A 16,825-nucleotide genomic window follows, 5' to 3' on the forward strand; every position below is an offset into this window, starting at 1 on the left:
CTAAAGGATTAAACCCGTCATGCAGCGCAGGGCCGATCATACCGGGGTTTGGTGAATAAACGTTCATGAAACCTGACGTTACTTATCGCCATAGCACCCTTTTCGTTACGTCCTTATGACAAAACGGTCATTCCCTCGATGTGACTCATTGGTTAGAACTGGACACAGGTTGACGTCGCAACGGCGTCAACACCTTGGCTCGCCACGCCGGCAGCGAGCCGCCAACGGCAGAGTTTTTCTGCCAGACCTCGATTGAGGTCAACGCGACAAAAACAGTCAACAAGTGAGGGAAACACCCTATGAGAAGACTTAAGCGTGATCCGTTGGAAAGAGCATTTTTGCGCGGGTATCAATATGGCGTTGGTGGCAAGTCCCGTGAGCTTTGCCCATTTACTCTACCGTCGGTACGTCAAGCCTGGATCAACGGCTGGCGAGAAGGACGCGGCGACAACTGGGACGGTATGACCGGCACTGCGGGAATCCACAGACTCAACGAACTTCACGCCGTCGGCTGACACAGGGCATTTATTCCGACACGACAATCTGATTTCGCAACACCCATGATCACCATGCACGTCCTTCCCGGACGGCGGGCTACGGCCCAGGGGCTCCTTCGAGGAGCCCTTTTTTTGCCTGTCCTGTCATATCCCGAAATCAGCGCCTGGCGGCAATGGCATCCACGGATTCGCGAATCAGCGCCGGGCCCTTGTAGATGAAGCCGGAGTAGATCTGCACCAGGCTCGCGCCGGCAGCGATCTTCTCGGCCGCATGCTTGCCCTCGGTGATACCGCCCGCCGCGATGATCGGCAACTTGCCACCCAGTTCGGACGCCAGCACCTTCACGGTGTGGGTGCTCTTCTCACGCACCGGCGCGCCGGACAGACCGCCCGCCTCGTCGCCATGCTCCATGCCTTCGACGCCCACGCGGCTGAGGGTGGTGTTGGTGGCGATCACCGCGTCCATCCCGGTTTCGATCAGCGCTTGCGCGACTTGTGCAGTTTCCTCGTCAGTCATATCCGGTGCGATCTTGATCGCCAGCGGTACATGCTTGCCGTGGCGCAGGGCCAGTTCGGCGCGGCGCGTGGCCAGATCCGCCAGCAATTGCTTGAGCGAGTCGCCGAATTGCAGGCTGCGCAGGCCCGGGGTGTTCGGCGAACTGACGTTGACCGTGACGTAACTGGCGTGGGCGTAGACCTTGTCCAGGCAGATCAGGTAATCATCCACCGCACGCTCGACCGGGGTGTCGAAGTTCTTGCCGATATTGATCCCCAGCACACCCTTGTACTTTGCCGCAGCCACCCGCGCCAGCAGGTTATCCACACCGAGGTTGTTGAAACCCATGCGGTTGATGATCGCCTCCGCTTCCGGCAGGCGGAAAATCCTGGGTTTCGGGTTGCCCGGCTGCGGGCGCGGGGTCACGGTACCGATTTCGACGAAACCGAAACCCAGCTGCGAGAAACCATCGATGGCCGCGCCATTCTTGTCCAGACCGGCCGCCAGTCCCACCGGGTTCGGAAACTGCAGACCCATGACGTTCACCGGCAGCGAAGCCGGCGCCTTGCACAGCAAGCCGTTGAGACCCAAACGCCCGCCCGCGCCGATCAGATCCAGCGACAGATCGTGGGAGGTTTCCGGGGAAAGTTTGAACAACAGCTGACGGGCCAGGGTGTACATGGGCGGCTATGACTCAAGGCGGCGAAAAGAGGCGGCGATTATAGCCGGGCATCGCCCCGCCGCGCGAGGCATTACCGGCCCTGACCAAATCGCAGACAAAGAAAAGCCCGGCATAAGCCGGGCTTTTCTCAAAGCAGCGAGCTAATTACTTAGCTTGAGCTTCAACCTGAGCTTCTACGCGACGGTTAACGGCGCGGCCAGCTTCGGTTTTGTTGTCAGCAACTGGACGGGTTTCGCCGTAGCCAATCGACTGAACGCGGGACGATTCAACACCGTACTGGTTAACCAGAACTTGTTTAACGGCGTTTGCACGACGCTCGGACAGTTTCTGGTTGTAAGCGTCAGGACCGACGGAGTCAGTGTGACCTTCAACAGTGGTGTGAGTCGATGGGTACTGCTTCATGAAGTCAGCCAGGTTCTTGATGTCAGCGTAGCTGTTTGGCTTGACGACCGACTTGTCGAAGTCGAACTTCACGTCCAGCTCTACACGAACAACTTCAGCAACGGCTGGGCAGCCATCAGCGTCAACAGTTACGTTGGCTGGAGTGTTCGGGCACTTGTCAACGTTGTCGCAAACGCCGTCGTTGTCGCTGTCGGAGCAGACTTCAGCCGGAGCTGGAACTGGAGCAGCAGCTGGCTTGCCGCCGCCACCGAAGTTCACACCCAGACCAACGGTAGGAGCGTAGTCCCAACGACCGTTGTCCAGCTTGTAGTCAGCTTCAACACCGGCACGGGCGTAGAAGTTGTCAGTGAAGTACAGCTTGGCGCCAGCGCCGATACCAACGAAGGTCGACTGGTCACGACCGCTGTGGCCGTCAGCGATGACGTTGGTCATGCTCTTGTGACCAACGCTGCCTTCAACGTATGGACGCAGCATGTCGCCTGGGTTGTTGAAGTGGTACTGGGAGAACAACTTGAAGTTGTCGCTCTTGATTTTCTGGCTACCGGTACCGTCGTTCGAACGGGTGTAGTTGCCTTTATCGTAGCCCAGACCGACTTCTACGTCGTCGGTAATGAAGTAACCGATACGGGCGCCAGGGTTGTGACCGTCTTCAACGTGGTTAACGCTGTCGTTGTACTTCTTCTGGTAGAACAGCTCGCCCTCAACTGCGCCTTGGCCTTGTGCCAGTGCGCCGAACGAAGTAGCGGCAATCAAAGAACCAATGGCCAAGCCCAAGGTGTTTTTCAGTTTCATCCGTTAAATCCCCATCTGGTGATTGTGAAGCAGTCCCGCAAACCGGGGGACAACTCGGCGGCAAGTCTATCAGAACTTGCCTACACGTAAGAGATATTTGCGCCGAACTAAGTTTCAGCAATGCCTGCAAATTTCTCACGCAATTTATCAAGAGCGCGTTTGTACCGCATTTTTGTCGCACTCAAGCCCATGTGCATGATGTCTGCGATCTCCTGGAATTCCAGCTCTGCGACAAAACGTAGCACCAGAATTTCCCGGTCGATCGGGTTCACATACACCAGCCAGCGATCGAGTCCGCCCTTCTCCTCGGGTTTCGGCGCCTTTTCTTCGGACGCTTCCTCGAGGGGGTCAAGACTCAGTGCGTCCATCAAGCGACGCTTTCGCCGTTCCTTCCGATACTGCGTGATGCATTCGTTGTACGTGATGCTGTAGAGCCATGTCTTGAACTTCGATTTCCCCTCGAAGTTCTTCAAGCCGTACAGCACCTTCAGCATCACTTCCTGACAGACATCGTCTGCATCGCGATCGTTCCCAAGATATCGTGCACAGACGTTAAATAATGTCCGCTGGTAACGCCGCATCAATTCTTCATAGGCGCGCGTCACGTGAAACAGCTCGGTATGCGAGCGCGCGACCAACTCCTCGTCAGAGAGCTCGCGGGGGTCGTAGCGCGTGGTTTGGGCTTTATTCAAAACAAGTCGTGCCGACAGTCAGGTCAATGTCCACCGCAGCCAGCCTCAGCTGGCATTTTGCGGCGGCATACATTAGCAGGGTTTGCCGGATTAGCGGCTACTCACATGCTGTTCCAGCAGGATCCGATTGGAGAGAGAGACTAGCTCACCCTCATCGGTCAGCAATGTGGTTTTAACCGTGCCGATCTCTTCGATCTGGCCTTCGACCTCGCCAACACGCACTTGTTGCCCAACCTGATACAACTCACGCACATAGATTCCCGCAAGAATCTGACCGGCAATTTCCCGGCTTCCCAAACCCATGGCCAGCGCAACCGCCAGACCAACGGTAATCAATACGATGACAATCACATGGTTCAGCAGGTCGGTCTTGACCTCGAGCTGACTGATCGCGACCGAGATGCTGATGATGATCACCAGCCCCTGGGCAATACGCCCAAGTCCTGAAGCGTAGTCCAGTCCGACGCCTTCTGCCGCACCGCGCACCAGACCGTTGGCCAGTTGCGCCAGCAAAACCCCCACCAGCAGCACCAGTGCAGCGCCAAAAACCTTCGGCACATACAGCGCCAACATGTCCAGCGTAGCTGATACACGCTCAAGTCCAAGAGATTCTGCTGCGGAAACCAGGAAAATCAGCAGAACGAACCAATAGACGATTTTTCCGATCAACGTCGAGATCGGTACCTGCAGTCCCGCACGGGACATCAGCTTGGTCAGGCCGGTGCCGCCCATCAGGCGGTCGAGGCCGAGTTTGGCGAGCAGCTTCGACAGCAAGGTATCCAGCAGCTTGGCCACGACGAAGCCCAACAGCAGCACCACCAGTGCGCCGAACAGGTTCGGGATGAAATTAGCGACTTTGGTCCACAACGCAGTCATTGCCGTGACGAGGCTCTGAGTCCAGAGATCAAGTTCCATATTCAATCAGCCTTATCAGCAGTGCGAGCGTTAGGTTTACGGAGACGGGAAACCGGCGCGACATGAGCCGAGCCGTTGTTCAGGGCGATCATCAGCGCGGGCAGCCAGCGGCCCAGCAGGCTGAACAGATCACCGGCGCCGACCTGGCGGTTGGCGGTTTTGAGTACGCGGCCCAGGCAGGCATCGTCGTCACGGCCGGACGGCGAGGCGTTGAGCATGTCGCGCAAAGACTGTTCAAACGGATCGTGCATACGCACCTCTCGTGATGTCTGTGGAAGACGCGGGCAAATTTGGTCGGGTCACATGGCCCATCGTCAAACCCAGCGCAATCGGCGGAACAACCACCATTGTCCGAGCGCCACCAGAACCATCAGCAGGCACGCCACCAGAAAGCCGTAAGGGTTTCCGGAAAGCGGAATTCCACCGACATTGATCCCCAGCAGGCCGGTGAGAAAACTCATCGGCAGGAAGATCCCGGTGATGATCCCGAAGCGATACATGGTGCGATTCATGCGCACGCTCAAACGCCGGTCTTCGGTGTCCAGCACAAGCCCCACGCGCTCCCGGGTCAATTCGAGCTCTTCGAGATAGCGGGTCAGGCTGTTGTTCAATTCGTTCCAGTAGTCCGCGTCGTCATCGACGAACCATGGCAGTTTTATCCGTGTCAGCTGTCCGAAAATTTCCCGCTGCGGTGCAAGAAAACGCTTCAGTCCGGCCGCCCGGCGACGGATGTGCAAAACCGCTCCGTGTTCGGGGGTATACCGTTCGTCGGCATCCAGCTTTTCTTCCTCTTCATCGACCACTTCCGACAGGCAAGTGACCAGATCCTGCACCTTGTTGGTGAGGTATTGCGCCAGATAAAGAATGAGTTCGGACGAAGTTTTCGGGCCCTTGCCCTCCCCCAGCATCGCCAGCAATTCATCGGTGGCGCGCAATGGGCGCAGACGCAGGGAAATCACACGCTGGGCCGAAGCGAAAATCCGTACCGAAACCATATCTTCAGGCTCGGCACCGGGATTGAGGTTGACCCCGCGCAAAAACAGCAGCAATTCGGAGTCAGGCAGCGGCAACAGCCGTGGACGGGTATTCTCTTCCAGCAGCAGATCGCAGGTAAATTCGTTGAGCCCGCTGGATTTGCGCAGCCAGGTCTGGGTCTGCGGATGACTGCGATCCCAGTGCAGCCACAGGCTTTCATGGGCCTGCAGCTGCAAGTCGTCGAGTTCAGTCCGGGCTATCGAACGCGCACCGCCTTTACCGTCCAGCACCAGGGCATGCACCAGCCCCCATTGCGCGTTTTCTTCCTCGAACATCCTCACCCCGGTAGTTGCCGCGATTTATTCAGGCATTTTCAGCGGGCTCGGCGAGATGATCACGCCGTTGTTGTCCGCATAAATGTATTGGCCCGGATGAAAGGTGACACCCGCGAAAGTCACCGGCACGTTGAGGTCGCCGATACCGCGCTTGTCGGTCTTCATCGGGTGGCTGGCCAGTGCCTGCACGCCGAGATCGGTCTGGGCGATGACATCCACGTCACGGATGCAACCGTAGATCACCAGCCCTTCCCAACCGTTTTTCGAGGCCTTCTCAGCCAGCATGTCGCCCAGCAGCGCACGCCGCAGGGATCCGCCGCCATCGACCACCAGCACCTTGCCGTTGCCCTTGAGTTCGACCTGCTCCTTGACCAGCGAGTTGTCTTCGAAGCATTTGATGGTCACGATCTCGCCGCCGAAGGAATCACGGCCGCCGAAATTGCTGAACATCGGTTCCAGCACCTGCACCAGCTCCGGATAGGCATCGCACAGGTCAGGCGTGAGGTAATGGTTCATCGAATAACTCCTGTAACAAGGAAGACGATCATGGATGTCGCATTCTTTGGAAACGAGATCCGGCGGCCGCTGTTTACCTTGGTTCAACCAATGGTCGCTGAGCGAACCTGAACACAAGCTGAAACGTAATAGCGAAACAGTCACCAAATGTGACCGGAACCGTCCAATGCGTCATATCTTAGCCGCAACCCGGTTCGAACGAAATGCCCTTTTCAGAGCCTTGCGCTCATCCCGCTGCCGCCAGATCCACCTTTTCGCCGAGTAACGGCGTGTGCTGGTCAGTCAACCAGCGCGCCACCAGCGGCCAGACTTCGGTCTGGGCGGCCTTGCTCACCAGCATCTCGACATGACCGAAGTTTTCGCCGAAGCCCTGTTCGCGCCCCAAGTTGATGAATTGCTTGTGCTCGGAGCCGATCTGCTCGAACAGTTTGCGGCAGGCCCAGGCCGGATCCTGATGATCCCCGGCCGCCGTTACGGCCAGTACGGGCACCTGAACATCGGCAAGCCCCGCCCACCAATCCTTGTCCTTGTCGCCAAAACGCCCGAACAGGCCGTACCAGCGCATGCTTTCCAGCGCCAGGCCGATCGGTTCGTCCTCCGGACCACGCTTGAGCCGCGAGCCGGACAGCTGGGCAAATCGTTTGAGAATGAAGCGTCCGCTCCACTCCACCGGCGGTATTTTCAACGGCCAATACGTGCGGCTGACCTGGGTGCCGAAAAAAGCTGCCGATGCCACGGCCGGTTCGCCAAGGTATTCGCCGCCCAGCGCTGCCGCGAGCGTAATGCCGCCCAACGAATGGCCGATCCAGTGCGGAACCTGCCCGCTCTGTTCACGCACGAACGCGGCAATGGCCGGCAGGTCGTAACGGGCGTAGTCGGCAACACGGTTGCGGCGATAGTCTTCGTTACGCCGGGACATGCCGTGGCCGCGCATTTCCGGGATCCACACATCAAACCCCAGACGTGTCAGATAAGCGCCCAACCCCAGGCCTTTTGGGGAAAACCAGAAGCGCCGGTTGGAGAAGCTGCCATGCAGCAAAATCACCGGTACACCGCGTGACGCCGGCTCATCAGCCATGCCGAGACGGGTCACCGCGATTTCCACGGACCCGTCAGGGCTGTTGCCCGGCTTCAAACGGTAGATGTCTTCGCTCAGATCACCGCGGCGTTCAGCGCTGATCAGAGCGACAGGAAAAAGGTTGCTGCTGCTTTGCATGATGCTCTTGCACAAAAAAGGGCGGCATCCGGAGAGCCCGCCCTGTTTCAATCTTAAAGCCCCGACCCGGTTCAACGGGCCGAGGCTTCATTCACGGCTTATTCCGCCTGACCTTCAGCCAGGAAGAACCAGGTTTCCAGCACGGTGTCCGGGTTCAGCGACACGCTTTCGATGCCCTGCTCCATCAGCCATTTGGCCAGGTCCGGATGGTCCGAAGGGCCCTGCCCGCAGATGCCGATGTACTTGCCGGCCTTGTTGCACGCGGCAATCGCATTGGCCAGCAGCTTCTTGACCGCCGGATTACGCTCGTCGAACAGATGCGCGATGATTCCGGAGTCACGGTCAAGACCCAGTGTCAGTTGGGTCAGGTCGTTGGAACCGATCGAGAAACCGTCGAAGAATTCGAGGAACTCTTCGGCCAGGATCGCGTTGGACGGCAGTTCGCACATCATGATCACGCGCAGGCCATTGTCGCCGCGCTTCAAGCCGTTTTCGGCCAGCAGATCGACCACCTGGCTCGCTTCGCCCAGGGTCCGTACGAACGGCACCATGATTTCGACGTTGGTCAGGCCCATCTCGTTGCGCACGCGTTTCAGTGCACGGCACTCGAGCTCGAAGCAGTCACGGAACGATTCGCTGATGTAACGCGAAGCGCCGCGGAAGCCCAGCATCGGGTTTTCTTCTTCCGGCTCGTACAGCTTGCCGCCGATCAGGTTGGCGTATTCGTTGGACTTGAAGTCCGACAGACGCACGATGACCTTCTTCGGAGCGAATGCAGCCGCCAGGGTGCTGATGCCTTCGACCAGTTTCTCGACATAGAAACCGACCGGATCGTCGTAACCGGCAATGCGCTTGTCAACGCTTTCCTTGATGTCCTGCGGCAGACCGTCGTAATTCAACAGCGCTTTCGGGTGAACGCCGATCATGCGGTTGATGATGAATTCCAGACGAGCCAGGCCCACACCGGCGTTCGGCAGTTGCGCGAAGTCGAAGGCGCGGTCAGGGTTGCCGACGTTCATCATGATCTTGAACGGCAGCTCCGGCATGGCGTCCACGGAGTTCTTCTTGACGTCGAAGCCCAGCTCGCCTTCAAAGATGTAACCGGTGTCGCCTTCGGCGCAGGACACGGTCACGCCCTGACCATCCTTCAGCAGCTGGGTGGCGTTGCCGCAACCCACGACAGCCGGGATACCCAGCTCACGGGCGATGATCGCCGCGTGGCAGGTACGGCCGCCTCGGTTGGTGACGATGGCGCTGGCACGCTTCATCACCGGCTCCCAGTCCGGATCGGTCATGTCGGAGACCAGCACGTCGCCCGGCTGGACCTTGTCCATTTCCGATACGTCGCGAATGATCCGCACCTTGCCGGCACCGATGCGCTGACCGATGGCACGGCCTTCCACCAGCACGGTGCCGGTTTCCTTCAGCAGGTAACGTTCCATGACGTTGGCCTGGGTGCGGCTCTTCACGGTTTCCGGACGGGCCTGCACGATGTACAGCTTGCCGTCGTCACCGTCCTTGGCCCATTCGATGTCCATCGGACAGCCGTAGTGCTTCTCGATGATCATCGCCTGCTTGGCCAGCTCGCTGACTTCGGCGTCGGTCAGGCAGAAACGTGCGCGGTCGGCCTTGTCGACATCGACGGTCTTCACGGAACGACCGGCCTTGGCCTCGTCGCCGTAGATCATCTTGATGGCCTTGCTGCCCAGGTTGCGGCGCAGGATCGCCGGACGACCGGCCTCCAGCGTGCCCTTGTGGACATAGAATTCGTCCGGGTTCACCGCGCCCTGTACGACGGTTTCACCCAGGCCGTAGGCGCCGGTGATGAACACCACGTCACGGAAACCGGATTCGGTATCGAGGGTGAACATCACGCCGGCGGTGCCGGTTTCCGAACGCACCATGCGCTGCACGCCGGCGGACAGGGCGACCAGTTTGTGGTCGAAGCCCTGGTGGACGCGGTAGGAGATGGCGCGATCGTTGAACAGCGATGCGAACACTTCCTTGGCCGCGCGGATCACGTTGTCGACGCCGCGGATGTTGAGGAAGGTTTCCTGCTGACCGGCGAACGAAGCGTCCGGGAGGTCTTCGGCGGTGGCGGAGGAACGCACGGCCACGGCCACGTCAGGATTGCCGGCCGACAGCGCAGCGAATGCGGTGCGGATCTCGGTGTTCAGTTTTTCAGGGAATTCGGCTTCCATGATCCATTGACGGATCTGGGCGCCGGTCTTGGCCAGGGCATTGACATCGTCGACGTCCAGGGCGTCGAGCGCCTGGTGGATCCGCTCGTTGAGGCCGCTCAGTTCGAGAAAGTCGCGATAGGCCTGCGCGGTGGTGGCGAAACCGCCGGGGACCGACACACCGGCACCGGCCAGGTTGCTGATCATCTCGCCCAGGGATGCGTTCTTGCCCCCCACATGCTCAACATCGTGTTTGCCGAGCTTATCGAGGGAAACTACGTACTCTACCAAGGTGATCTCTCCACTAACTGTGTTGGAAAAGCTCAGAAACCGGCGGCTCGGGGGAGCGTCGGCCGGTTGTATGGCCTGGACCTGGAAAATAAGTGAGAATGCGGGCCATCGGCGGCCGACAAATCGCGCCTATCATATCCAGAAATGCTCATTAGCTTAAGGCCCAGGGTGCAAATGAAACGATCTGCTTTCTTTATCTCCGATGGCACCGGCATCACGGCCGAAACCCTGGGTCAAAGCCTTCTGGCGCAGTTCGAAAACATTACCTTCACCAAGCTCACGCGACCTTACATCGACAACGCGGACAAAGCGCGGGCCATGGTACAACAAATCAACAAAGCCGCTGAAACCGATGGTTTCCGGCCGATCATCTTCGACACCATCGTCAATCAGGACATCCGTGAGATTCTCGCAACCTCCAATGGTTTCATGATCGACATCTTCTCGACGTTCCTCGCCCCTCTCGAACAGGAACTGACCGAGCATTCTTCCTACACCGTCGGCAAGTCCCATTCAATCGGCCACAACTCCAACTACATGGAGCGGATCGAAGCGGTGAACTTCGCCCTCGACAACGACGATGGCGCACGCACCCACTATTACGACAAGGCCGACCTGATACTAGTGGGGGTGTCGCGATGTGGTAAGACGCCGACGTGTCTGTACATGGCCATGCAGTTCGGCATCCGCGCCGCCAACTATCCGCTGACCGAAGACGACATGGAGCGCCTGCAACTGCCGTCCGCCCTGCGCGCCCACCAGCACAAGCTGTTCGGCCTGACCATCGACCCGGACCGCCTTACCGCGATCCGCAACGAACGCAAGCCCAACAGCCGCTATTCAAGCTACGCCCAGTGCGAGTTCGAAGTGCGCGAGGTGGAGAACCTGTTCCGCCGCGAGAACATCCCGCACATCAACTCCACACATTTTTCCGTGGAAGAGATTTCGGCGAAGATTCTGGTGGAGAAAGGCGTCGAGCGGCGTTTCAAATAACGCTGTGGTGTCTATCTGACGCCATCGCGGGCAAGCCAGGCTCCCACAGGTGTTGTGGCGTTTGCAGAGATTGCAGCCGCCACAAAACCCTGTGGGAGCCTGGCTTGCCCGCGAAGAACGATAACGCGGTCCCTCAGATAACAAACAAATCGACAAACCGGTTCACCGGCGTGTCTTCAAGCCGCGCCTGATCCTTGCACACCGCCAGAATCTTCCCGCTGCGCTGCCCGGTGAACCGGGTGGCCAGATTTGCCCTGAACTTGTCCTCCAGCAGTGGGATACCCTCGGAACGGCGCCGGCGGTGACCGATCGGATATTCCACCACCACGTTTTCGGTGCTGGAACCGTCCTTGAAAAACACCTGCACCGCGTTGGCAATCGAGCGTTTGTCGGCTTCGAGGTATTCGCGGGTGAAGCGCGGATCCTCGACGATGACCATTTTTTCCCGCAGCACATCGATGATCGGATGGGCCGCGTGAAACTCATCCTCGTACTGCTCCGCCACCAGATTGCCGAACGCCAGCGGCACGGCGGTCATGTACTGGAGGCAGTGATCGCGATCGGCGGCGTTGGCCAACGGGCCGACCTTGGAAATGATGCGGATCGCCGATTCGTGGGTGGTGATGACGATGCGGTCGATTTCATGCAGGCGATTACGCACCTGCGGGTGCAGGGTCACGGCGGCTTCGCAGGCGGTTTGCGCGTGGAATTCGGCGGGGAAGCTGATCTTGAACAGCACGTTTTCCATCACGTAACTGCCAAACGGCCGCGAAAAGCTGAAGGCGCGTTTGCCTCCAGGCTTGAGCGCCAGATCGTTGTTGGTGTGGCTGAACAGCACGTCATAAAACCCCCACTGTTTCGCCGTCAACACACCGGGAATGCCCATCTCGCCGCGCATCGCGATATCCGCCAGACGTACTCCGCGACTGGACGCATCCCCCGCCGCCCAGGATTTGCGCGAACCGGCATTCGGCGCATGTCGGTAAGTGCGCAACGCCTGACCATCGGCAAACGCATGGGACAACGCCGACAGCAATTGCTCGCGATTGGCCCCCATGAGTCTGGCGACAACGGCTGTGGAAGCCACTTTCACCAGAATGACGTGGTCCAGACCTACCCGGTTGAAGGAGTTTTCCAGGGCGATCACGCCTTGAATCTCGTGGGCCATGATCATCGCTTCGAGCACATCGCGCACCGTCAACGGCGCCTCGCCATTGGCCAGACGCTTTTGCGACAGGTGATCGGCCACCGCGAGAATGCCACCGAGGTTGTCCGACGGATGCCCCCATTCGGCGGCGAGCCAGGTGTCGTTGTAATCCAGCCAGCGCACGATGCAGCCGATGTCCCACGCGGCTTTTACCGGGTCGAGGCGATAGGAGGTGCCTGGCACCCGGGCACCGAACGGCACGACGGTGCCTTCGACGATAGGGCCAAGGTGCTTGGTGCATTCAGGGAAACGCAGAGCCAGCAGGCCGCAGCCCAATGTGTCCATCAGACAGTTGCGGGCGGTGTCGAGGGCTTCGGAGGATTCGATTTTATAGGTGAGGACGTAATCGGCGATGTCCTGCAGGACACGGTCGTAGTCGGGGCGGTTGTTCAGGTCGACGTTGGCGCTCATTGCGGTTCTCCTGGGTGGGGAATGATGAGTGGTGGGGGTCTTCCTCAGGGGCTGGTTGGTTTTTTGTTTAGAGCAGATCGTGGGTGTCTGCTTTGGGGTGTTTCGTCAGTTGGATTGTTGCCCTCACCCTAGCCCTCTCCCGGAGGGAGAGGGGACCGGATGGGGGATATTCAAGCGTTACGCCGACCTGAAAGTCCTTCTGTGAATCCATAATCGACTAGATCTTTCAGGTCGATATCTGACGCCAGACACCTCGGTCGGCCCCCTCTCCCTCCGGGAGAGGGCTGGGGTGAGGGCATCGATTCCGGATCAGAAGGAATCTCCAGGCACGCGGACGTACCCTTCCATCAACACCCGCGCACTACGGCTCATGATCGCCTTCTTCACAACCCACTCACCGTTTTCCAGGCTGGCCTCAGCCCCGACGCGCAACGTGCCGGACGGATGCCCGAAGCGCACCGCGTTACGCTCGACACCACCAGCGGCCAGATTCACCAACGTGCCGGAGATGGCCGCTGCCGTACCAATCGCCACCGCTGCCGTGCCCATCATCGCGTGGTGCAACTTGCCCATCGACAATGCCCGCACCAGCAGATCCACATCCCAGGCAGCAATCGACTTGCCACTGGACGCCACGTAATCCGCAGGTTTGGCCACAAACGCAACCTTCGGCGTGTGCTGACGTTTGGCCGCTTCGTCGATGTTGGAAATCAGCCCCATGCGCAACGCACCGTAGGCGCGAATGGTCTCGAACATCTGCAAGGCTTTCGGATCGCTGTTGATCGCGCTCTGCAGTTCGGTGCCGGTGTAGCCGATGTCTTCGGCGTTGACGAAGATCGTCGGAATGCCCGCGTTGATCATGGTGGCTTTGAATGTACCGACACCCGGCACTTCCAGTTCATCGATCAGGTTGCCGGTGGGGAACATCGAACCACCGCCGCCCTCTTCTTCCGCCGCCGGGTCCATGAATTCGACCTGGACTTCGGCAGCCGGGAAGGTCACGCCGTCGAGTTCGAAATCACCGGTTTCCTGGACTTCGCCGTTGGTGATCGGCACGTGAGCGATGATAGTCTTGCCGATGTTGGCCTGCCAGACGCGAACCACCGCCACGCCGTTGTGCGGAATGCGGCTGGCGTCCACCAGGCCGTTGCTGATGGCGAAGGAGCCGACCGCCGCCGACAGGTTGCCGCAGTTGCCGCTCCAGTCCACGAACGGCTTGTCGATGGACACCTGACCGAACAGGTAATCGACGTCGTGATCGGCCTTGATGCTTTTCGACAGGATCACGGTTTTGCTGGTACTCGACGTGGCGCCGCCCATGCCGTCGATCTGTTTGTCGTACGGGTCGGGGCTGCCGATCACCCGCAGCAAAAGCGCATCGCGGGCCGGGCCGGGAATCTGCGCGGCTTCCGGCAGATCCTTGAGGCTGAAAAATACGCCTTTGCTGGTGCCGCCGCGCATGTAGGTGGCGGGGATTTTGATTTGCGGTGCGTGAGCCATGGTGCTCCTTAATCAGCGAATGCGGGTCATCCGACCCGCATCCACACTGCGTGGTTTAAACGGCAACCGCCGATTCTTCAAGGAAGTCCTGGGCGAAGCGTTGCAGCACGCCACCAGCCTCGTAGATCGACACTTCTTCGGCGGTGTCGAGGCGGCAGGTCACCGGCACTTCGACGCGTTCGCCGTTCTTGCGATGGATCACCAGCGTCAGGTCGGCGCGCGGCGTGCGCTCGCCGATCACGTCGTAGGTTTCGCTGCCGTCGATGCCCAGTGTTTTACGGTTGGTGCCCGGCTTGAACTCCAGCGGCAACACGCCCATGCCCACCAGGTTGGTGCGGTGAATGCGCTCGAAACCTTCGGCGGCAATCGCTTCCACACCCGCCAGACGCACGCCTTTGGCCGCCCAGTCCCGGGACGAGCCCTGACCATAGTCGGCCCCGGCGATGATGATCAGCGGCTGCTTGCGTTCCATGTAGGTTTCGATGGCTTCCCACATGCGCATCACTTGGCCTTCCGGCTCTACACGCGCCAGCGAGCCCTGCTTGACCTTGCCGTTTTCCACGACCATTTCGTTGAACAGTTTCGGGTTGGCAAAGGTGGCGCGCTGGGCGGTCAGGTGGTCGCCACGGTGGGTCGCGTAAGAGTTGAAGTCCTCTTCCGGCAGGCCCATTTTCGCCAGGTATTCGCCGGCAGCACTGTCGGGCATGATTGCGTTCGACGGCGACAGGTGATCGGTGGTGATGTTGTCCGGCAGCACCGCCAGCGGGCGCATGCCCTTGAGCGGGCGCGCCCCGGCCAACGCACCTTCCCAGTAAGGCGGACGGCGGATGTAGGTGCTCATTTCGCGCCAGTCGTACAGCGGCGCGACTTTCGGGCCGGTGTCTTCGTGGATGGCGAACATCGGAATGTAGACCTGACGGAACTGCTCGGGCTTGACCGAGGATTTAACCACCGCGTCGATTTCCTCGTCGCTTGGCCAGATGTCCTTCAGGCGGATCTCCTTGCCATCGACTACACCCAGCACGTCCTTTTCGATGTCGAAGCGGATGGTGCCGGCAATCGCGTAGGCCACCACCAGCGGCGGCGAAGCGAGGAACGCCTGCTTGGCGTAGGGGTGAATCCGTCCGTCGAAGTTGCGGTTGCCGGACAGCACGGCGGTGGCGTACAGGTCGCGGTCGATGATCTCTTGTTGAATCACCGGATCCAGCGCCCCGGACATGCCGTTGCAGGTGGTGCAGGCAAAGGCGACGACGCCGAAACCGAGTTGCTCCAGCTCCGGGGTCAGCCCCGCCTCATCGAGATACAGCGCCACGGTTTTCGAGCCCGGCGCCAGCGACGACTTGACCCACGGCTTGCGGGTCAGCCCAAGCCGGTTGGCATTGCGCGCCAGCAGGCCGGCAGCGATCACGTTGCGCGGGTTGCTGGTGTTGGTGCAACTGGTGATGGCCGCGATGATCACCGCGCCGTCGGGCATTTGCCCCGGCACCTCTTCCCACTTCCCGGAGATGCCTTTGGCCGCCAGATCCGCCACCGCCACACGGGCGTGCGGGTTGCTCGGGCCGGCCATGTTGCGCACCACCGAAGACAGATCGAAGGTCAGCCCGCGCTCGTATTGCGCGCCTGTCAGGCTGTCGGCCCACAGGCCGATCTGTTTGGCGTACTGCTCGACGAGCTGCACTTGCTGGTCTTCACGACCGGTGAGTTTCAGGTAATCGATGGTCTGCTGGTCGATGTAGAACATCGCCGCCGTGGCGCCGTATTCCGGGGCCATGTTGGAGATGGTTGCGCGGTCGCCAAGAGTCAGTGCCGAAGCACCTTCGCCGAAGAACTCCAGCCACGCACCCACGACTTTCTCTTTACGCAAGTATTCGGTCAGCGCCAGCACCATGTCGGTGGCGGTGATGCCCGGTTGCAGCTTGCCGGTCAGTTCGACGCCGACGCTTTCCGGCAGGCGCATCCAGGAAGCGCGGCCGAGCATCACGCTCTCGGCTTCAAGGCCACCGACGCCGATGGCGATCACGCCCAGCGCATCGACGTGCGGGGTGTGGCTGTCGGTGCCGACACAGGTATCCGGGAACGCCACGCCGTCGCGCACCTGGATCACCGGAGACATTTTCTCCAGGTTGATCTGGTGCATGATGCCGTTGCCCGGCGGGATCACGTCGACGTTCTTGAACGCCTTTTTGGTCCAGTTGATGAAGTGGAAACGGTCTTCGTTGCGACGGTCCTCGATGGCACGGTTCTTCTCGAACGCCTGCTTGTCAAAACCGCCCGCCTCGACCGCCAGCGAGTGGTCGACGATCAGTTGCGTCGGCACCACCGGGTTGACCTGCGCCGGGTCGCCGCCCTGTTGGGCAATCGCGTCGCGCAGGCCGGCCAGATCCACCAGCGCGGTCTGGCCGAGAATGTCGTGGCACACCACACGGGCCGGAAACCACGGGAAGTCGAGGTCGCGTTTGCGCTCGATCAGTTGCTTCAGGGAATCGGTGAGCGTGGCCGGGTCGCAGCGACGCACGAGGTTTTCCGCCAAAACGCGAGAGGTGTACGGCAGGGTGTCGTAGCTGCCGGGCTGGATCGCCTCGACCGCTGCGCGGACATCGAAAAAGTCCAGCGGCGTGCCGGGCAGGTTCTTGCGAAATTCTGTGTTCATCGGTCGGGACTCGGTCACGGTGATAACAAAAAGGTGGGGCTGGCACGGGTCTCAAGATTCACACAGCCCCTTGTG

14 protein-coding genes are annotated in these 16,825 nt (G+C 59.9%); 2 read left to right on the forward strand and 12 right to left on the reverse strand.

What is annotated here, in order from left to right:
• Positions 1–299 precede the first annotated feature (299 nt).
• Entirely contained in the window at positions 300–515 is a 216-nt protein-coding gene (gene rmf, locus BBF94_RS27185; protein WP_003223300.1) for a ribosome modulation factor, read from the forward strand.
• Positions 516–654: 139 nt separating this feature from the next.
• Here rmf and BBF94_RS14800 read toward each other — a convergent pair whose 3' ends face one another.
• From BBF94_RS14800 to ppsA, 9 genes are all read right to left on the reverse strand, one after another.
• Positions 655–1,674 carry a quinone-dependent dihydroorotate dehydrogenase gene (locus BBF94_RS14800; protein ID WP_065259733.1) on the reverse strand — a complete coding sequence of 340 codons (1,020 nt, stop codon included), beginning with the start codon at positions 1,672–1,674 and terminating at the stop codon, positions 655–657.
• A gap of 145 nt (positions 1,675–1,819) precedes the next feature.
• Positions 1,820–2,869: an OmpA family protein gene (locus BBF94_RS14805; RefSeq protein WP_065259734.1), complete on the reverse strand. Its 1,050-nt coding sequence runs from the start codon at positions 2,867–2,869 to the stop codon at positions 1,820–1,822.
• 107 nt (positions 2,870–2,976) lie between these two features.
• Positions 2,977–3,561, reverse strand: coding sequence for an RNA polymerase sigma factor SigX (sigX, locus tag BBF94_RS14810; RefSeq protein WP_065259735.1), 585 nt, complete (start codon positions 3,559–3,561; stop codon positions 2,977–2,979).
• A 90-nt stretch (positions 3,562–3,651) separates the two neighbouring features.
• Complete coding sequence (locus BBF94_RS14815; RefSeq protein ID WP_065259736.1) at positions 3,652–4,476, reverse strand: mechanosensitive ion channel family protein; 825 nt, start codon at positions 4,474–4,476, stop codon at positions 3,652–3,654.
• Positions 4,477–4,478: 2 nt separating this feature from the next.
• Positions 4,479–4,727, reverse strand: a complete 249-nt coding sequence (locus BBF94_RS14820; protein ID WP_065259737.1) for a CrfX protein — start codon at positions 4,725–4,727, stop codon at positions 4,479–4,481.
• A 63-nt stretch (positions 4,728–4,790) separates the two neighbouring features.
• Positions 4,791–5,786 (reverse strand): zinc transporter ZntB, encoded by a 996-nt coding sequence (locus BBF94_RS14825; protein ID WP_065259738.1) that lies wholly within the window; start codon positions 5,784–5,786, stop codon positions 4,791–4,793.
• A 24-nt stretch (positions 5,787–5,810) separates the two neighbouring features.
• Positions 5,811–6,302, reverse strand: coding sequence for a ribonuclease E activity regulator RraA (gene rraA / locus BBF94_RS14830; protein ID WP_065259739.1), 492 nt, complete (start codon positions 6,300–6,302; stop codon positions 5,811–5,813).
• Positions 6,303–6,528: 226 nt separating this feature from the next.
• Positions 6,529–7,518 (reverse strand): alpha/beta fold hydrolase, encoded by a 990-nt coding sequence (locus BBF94_RS14835; protein WP_065259740.1) that lies wholly within the window; start codon positions 7,516–7,518, stop codon positions 6,529–6,531.
• Positions 7,519–7,616: 98 nt separating this feature from the next.
• Positions 7,617–9,989, reverse strand: coding sequence for a phosphoenolpyruvate synthase (gene ppsA / locus BBF94_RS14840; RefSeq protein WP_065259741.1), 2,373 nt, complete (start codon positions 9,987–9,989; stop codon positions 7,617–7,619).
• Between the two features lie 174 nt (positions 9,990–10,163).
• Here ppsA and ppsR point away from each other — a divergent pair, with 174 nt between their 5' ends.
• On the forward strand, positions 10,164–10,982 hold the full coding sequence (ppsR, locus tag BBF94_RS14845; protein ID WP_065259742.1) for a posphoenolpyruvate synthetase regulatory kinase/phosphorylase PpsR: 819 nt from the start codon (positions 10,164–10,166) through the stop codon (positions 10,980–10,982).
• Positions 10,983–11,115: 133 nt separating this feature from the next.
• Here ppsR and prpD read toward each other — a convergent pair whose 3' ends face one another.
• From prpD to acnD, 3 genes are all read right to left on the reverse strand, one after another.
• On the reverse strand, positions 11,116–12,600 hold the full coding sequence (gene prpD, locus BBF94_RS14850; RefSeq protein ID WP_065259743.1) for a 2-methylcitrate dehydratase: 1,485 nt from the start codon (positions 12,598–12,600) through the stop codon (positions 11,116–11,118).
• 309 nt (positions 12,601–12,909) lie between these two features.
• Entirely contained in the window at positions 12,910–14,100 is a 1,191-nt protein-coding gene (gene prpF, locus BBF94_RS14855) for a 2-methylaconitate cis-trans isomerase PrpF (protein WP_065259744.1), read from the reverse strand.
• 55 nt (positions 14,101–14,155) lie between these two features.
• Positions 14,156–16,750: a Fe/S-dependent 2-methylisocitrate dehydratase AcnD gene (gene acnD / locus BBF94_RS14860; protein ID WP_065259745.1), complete on the reverse strand. Its 2,595-nt coding sequence runs from the start codon at positions 16,748–16,750 to the stop codon at positions 14,156–14,158.
• Positions 16,751–16,825: the final 75 nt, after the last annotated feature.

The organism is Pseudomonas bananamidigenes, from assembly GCF_001679645.1.
GTDB classification, from domain to species: Bacteria; Pseudomonadota; Gammaproteobacteria; order Pseudomonadales; family Pseudomonadaceae; genus Aquipseudomonas; species Aquipseudomonas bananamidigenes.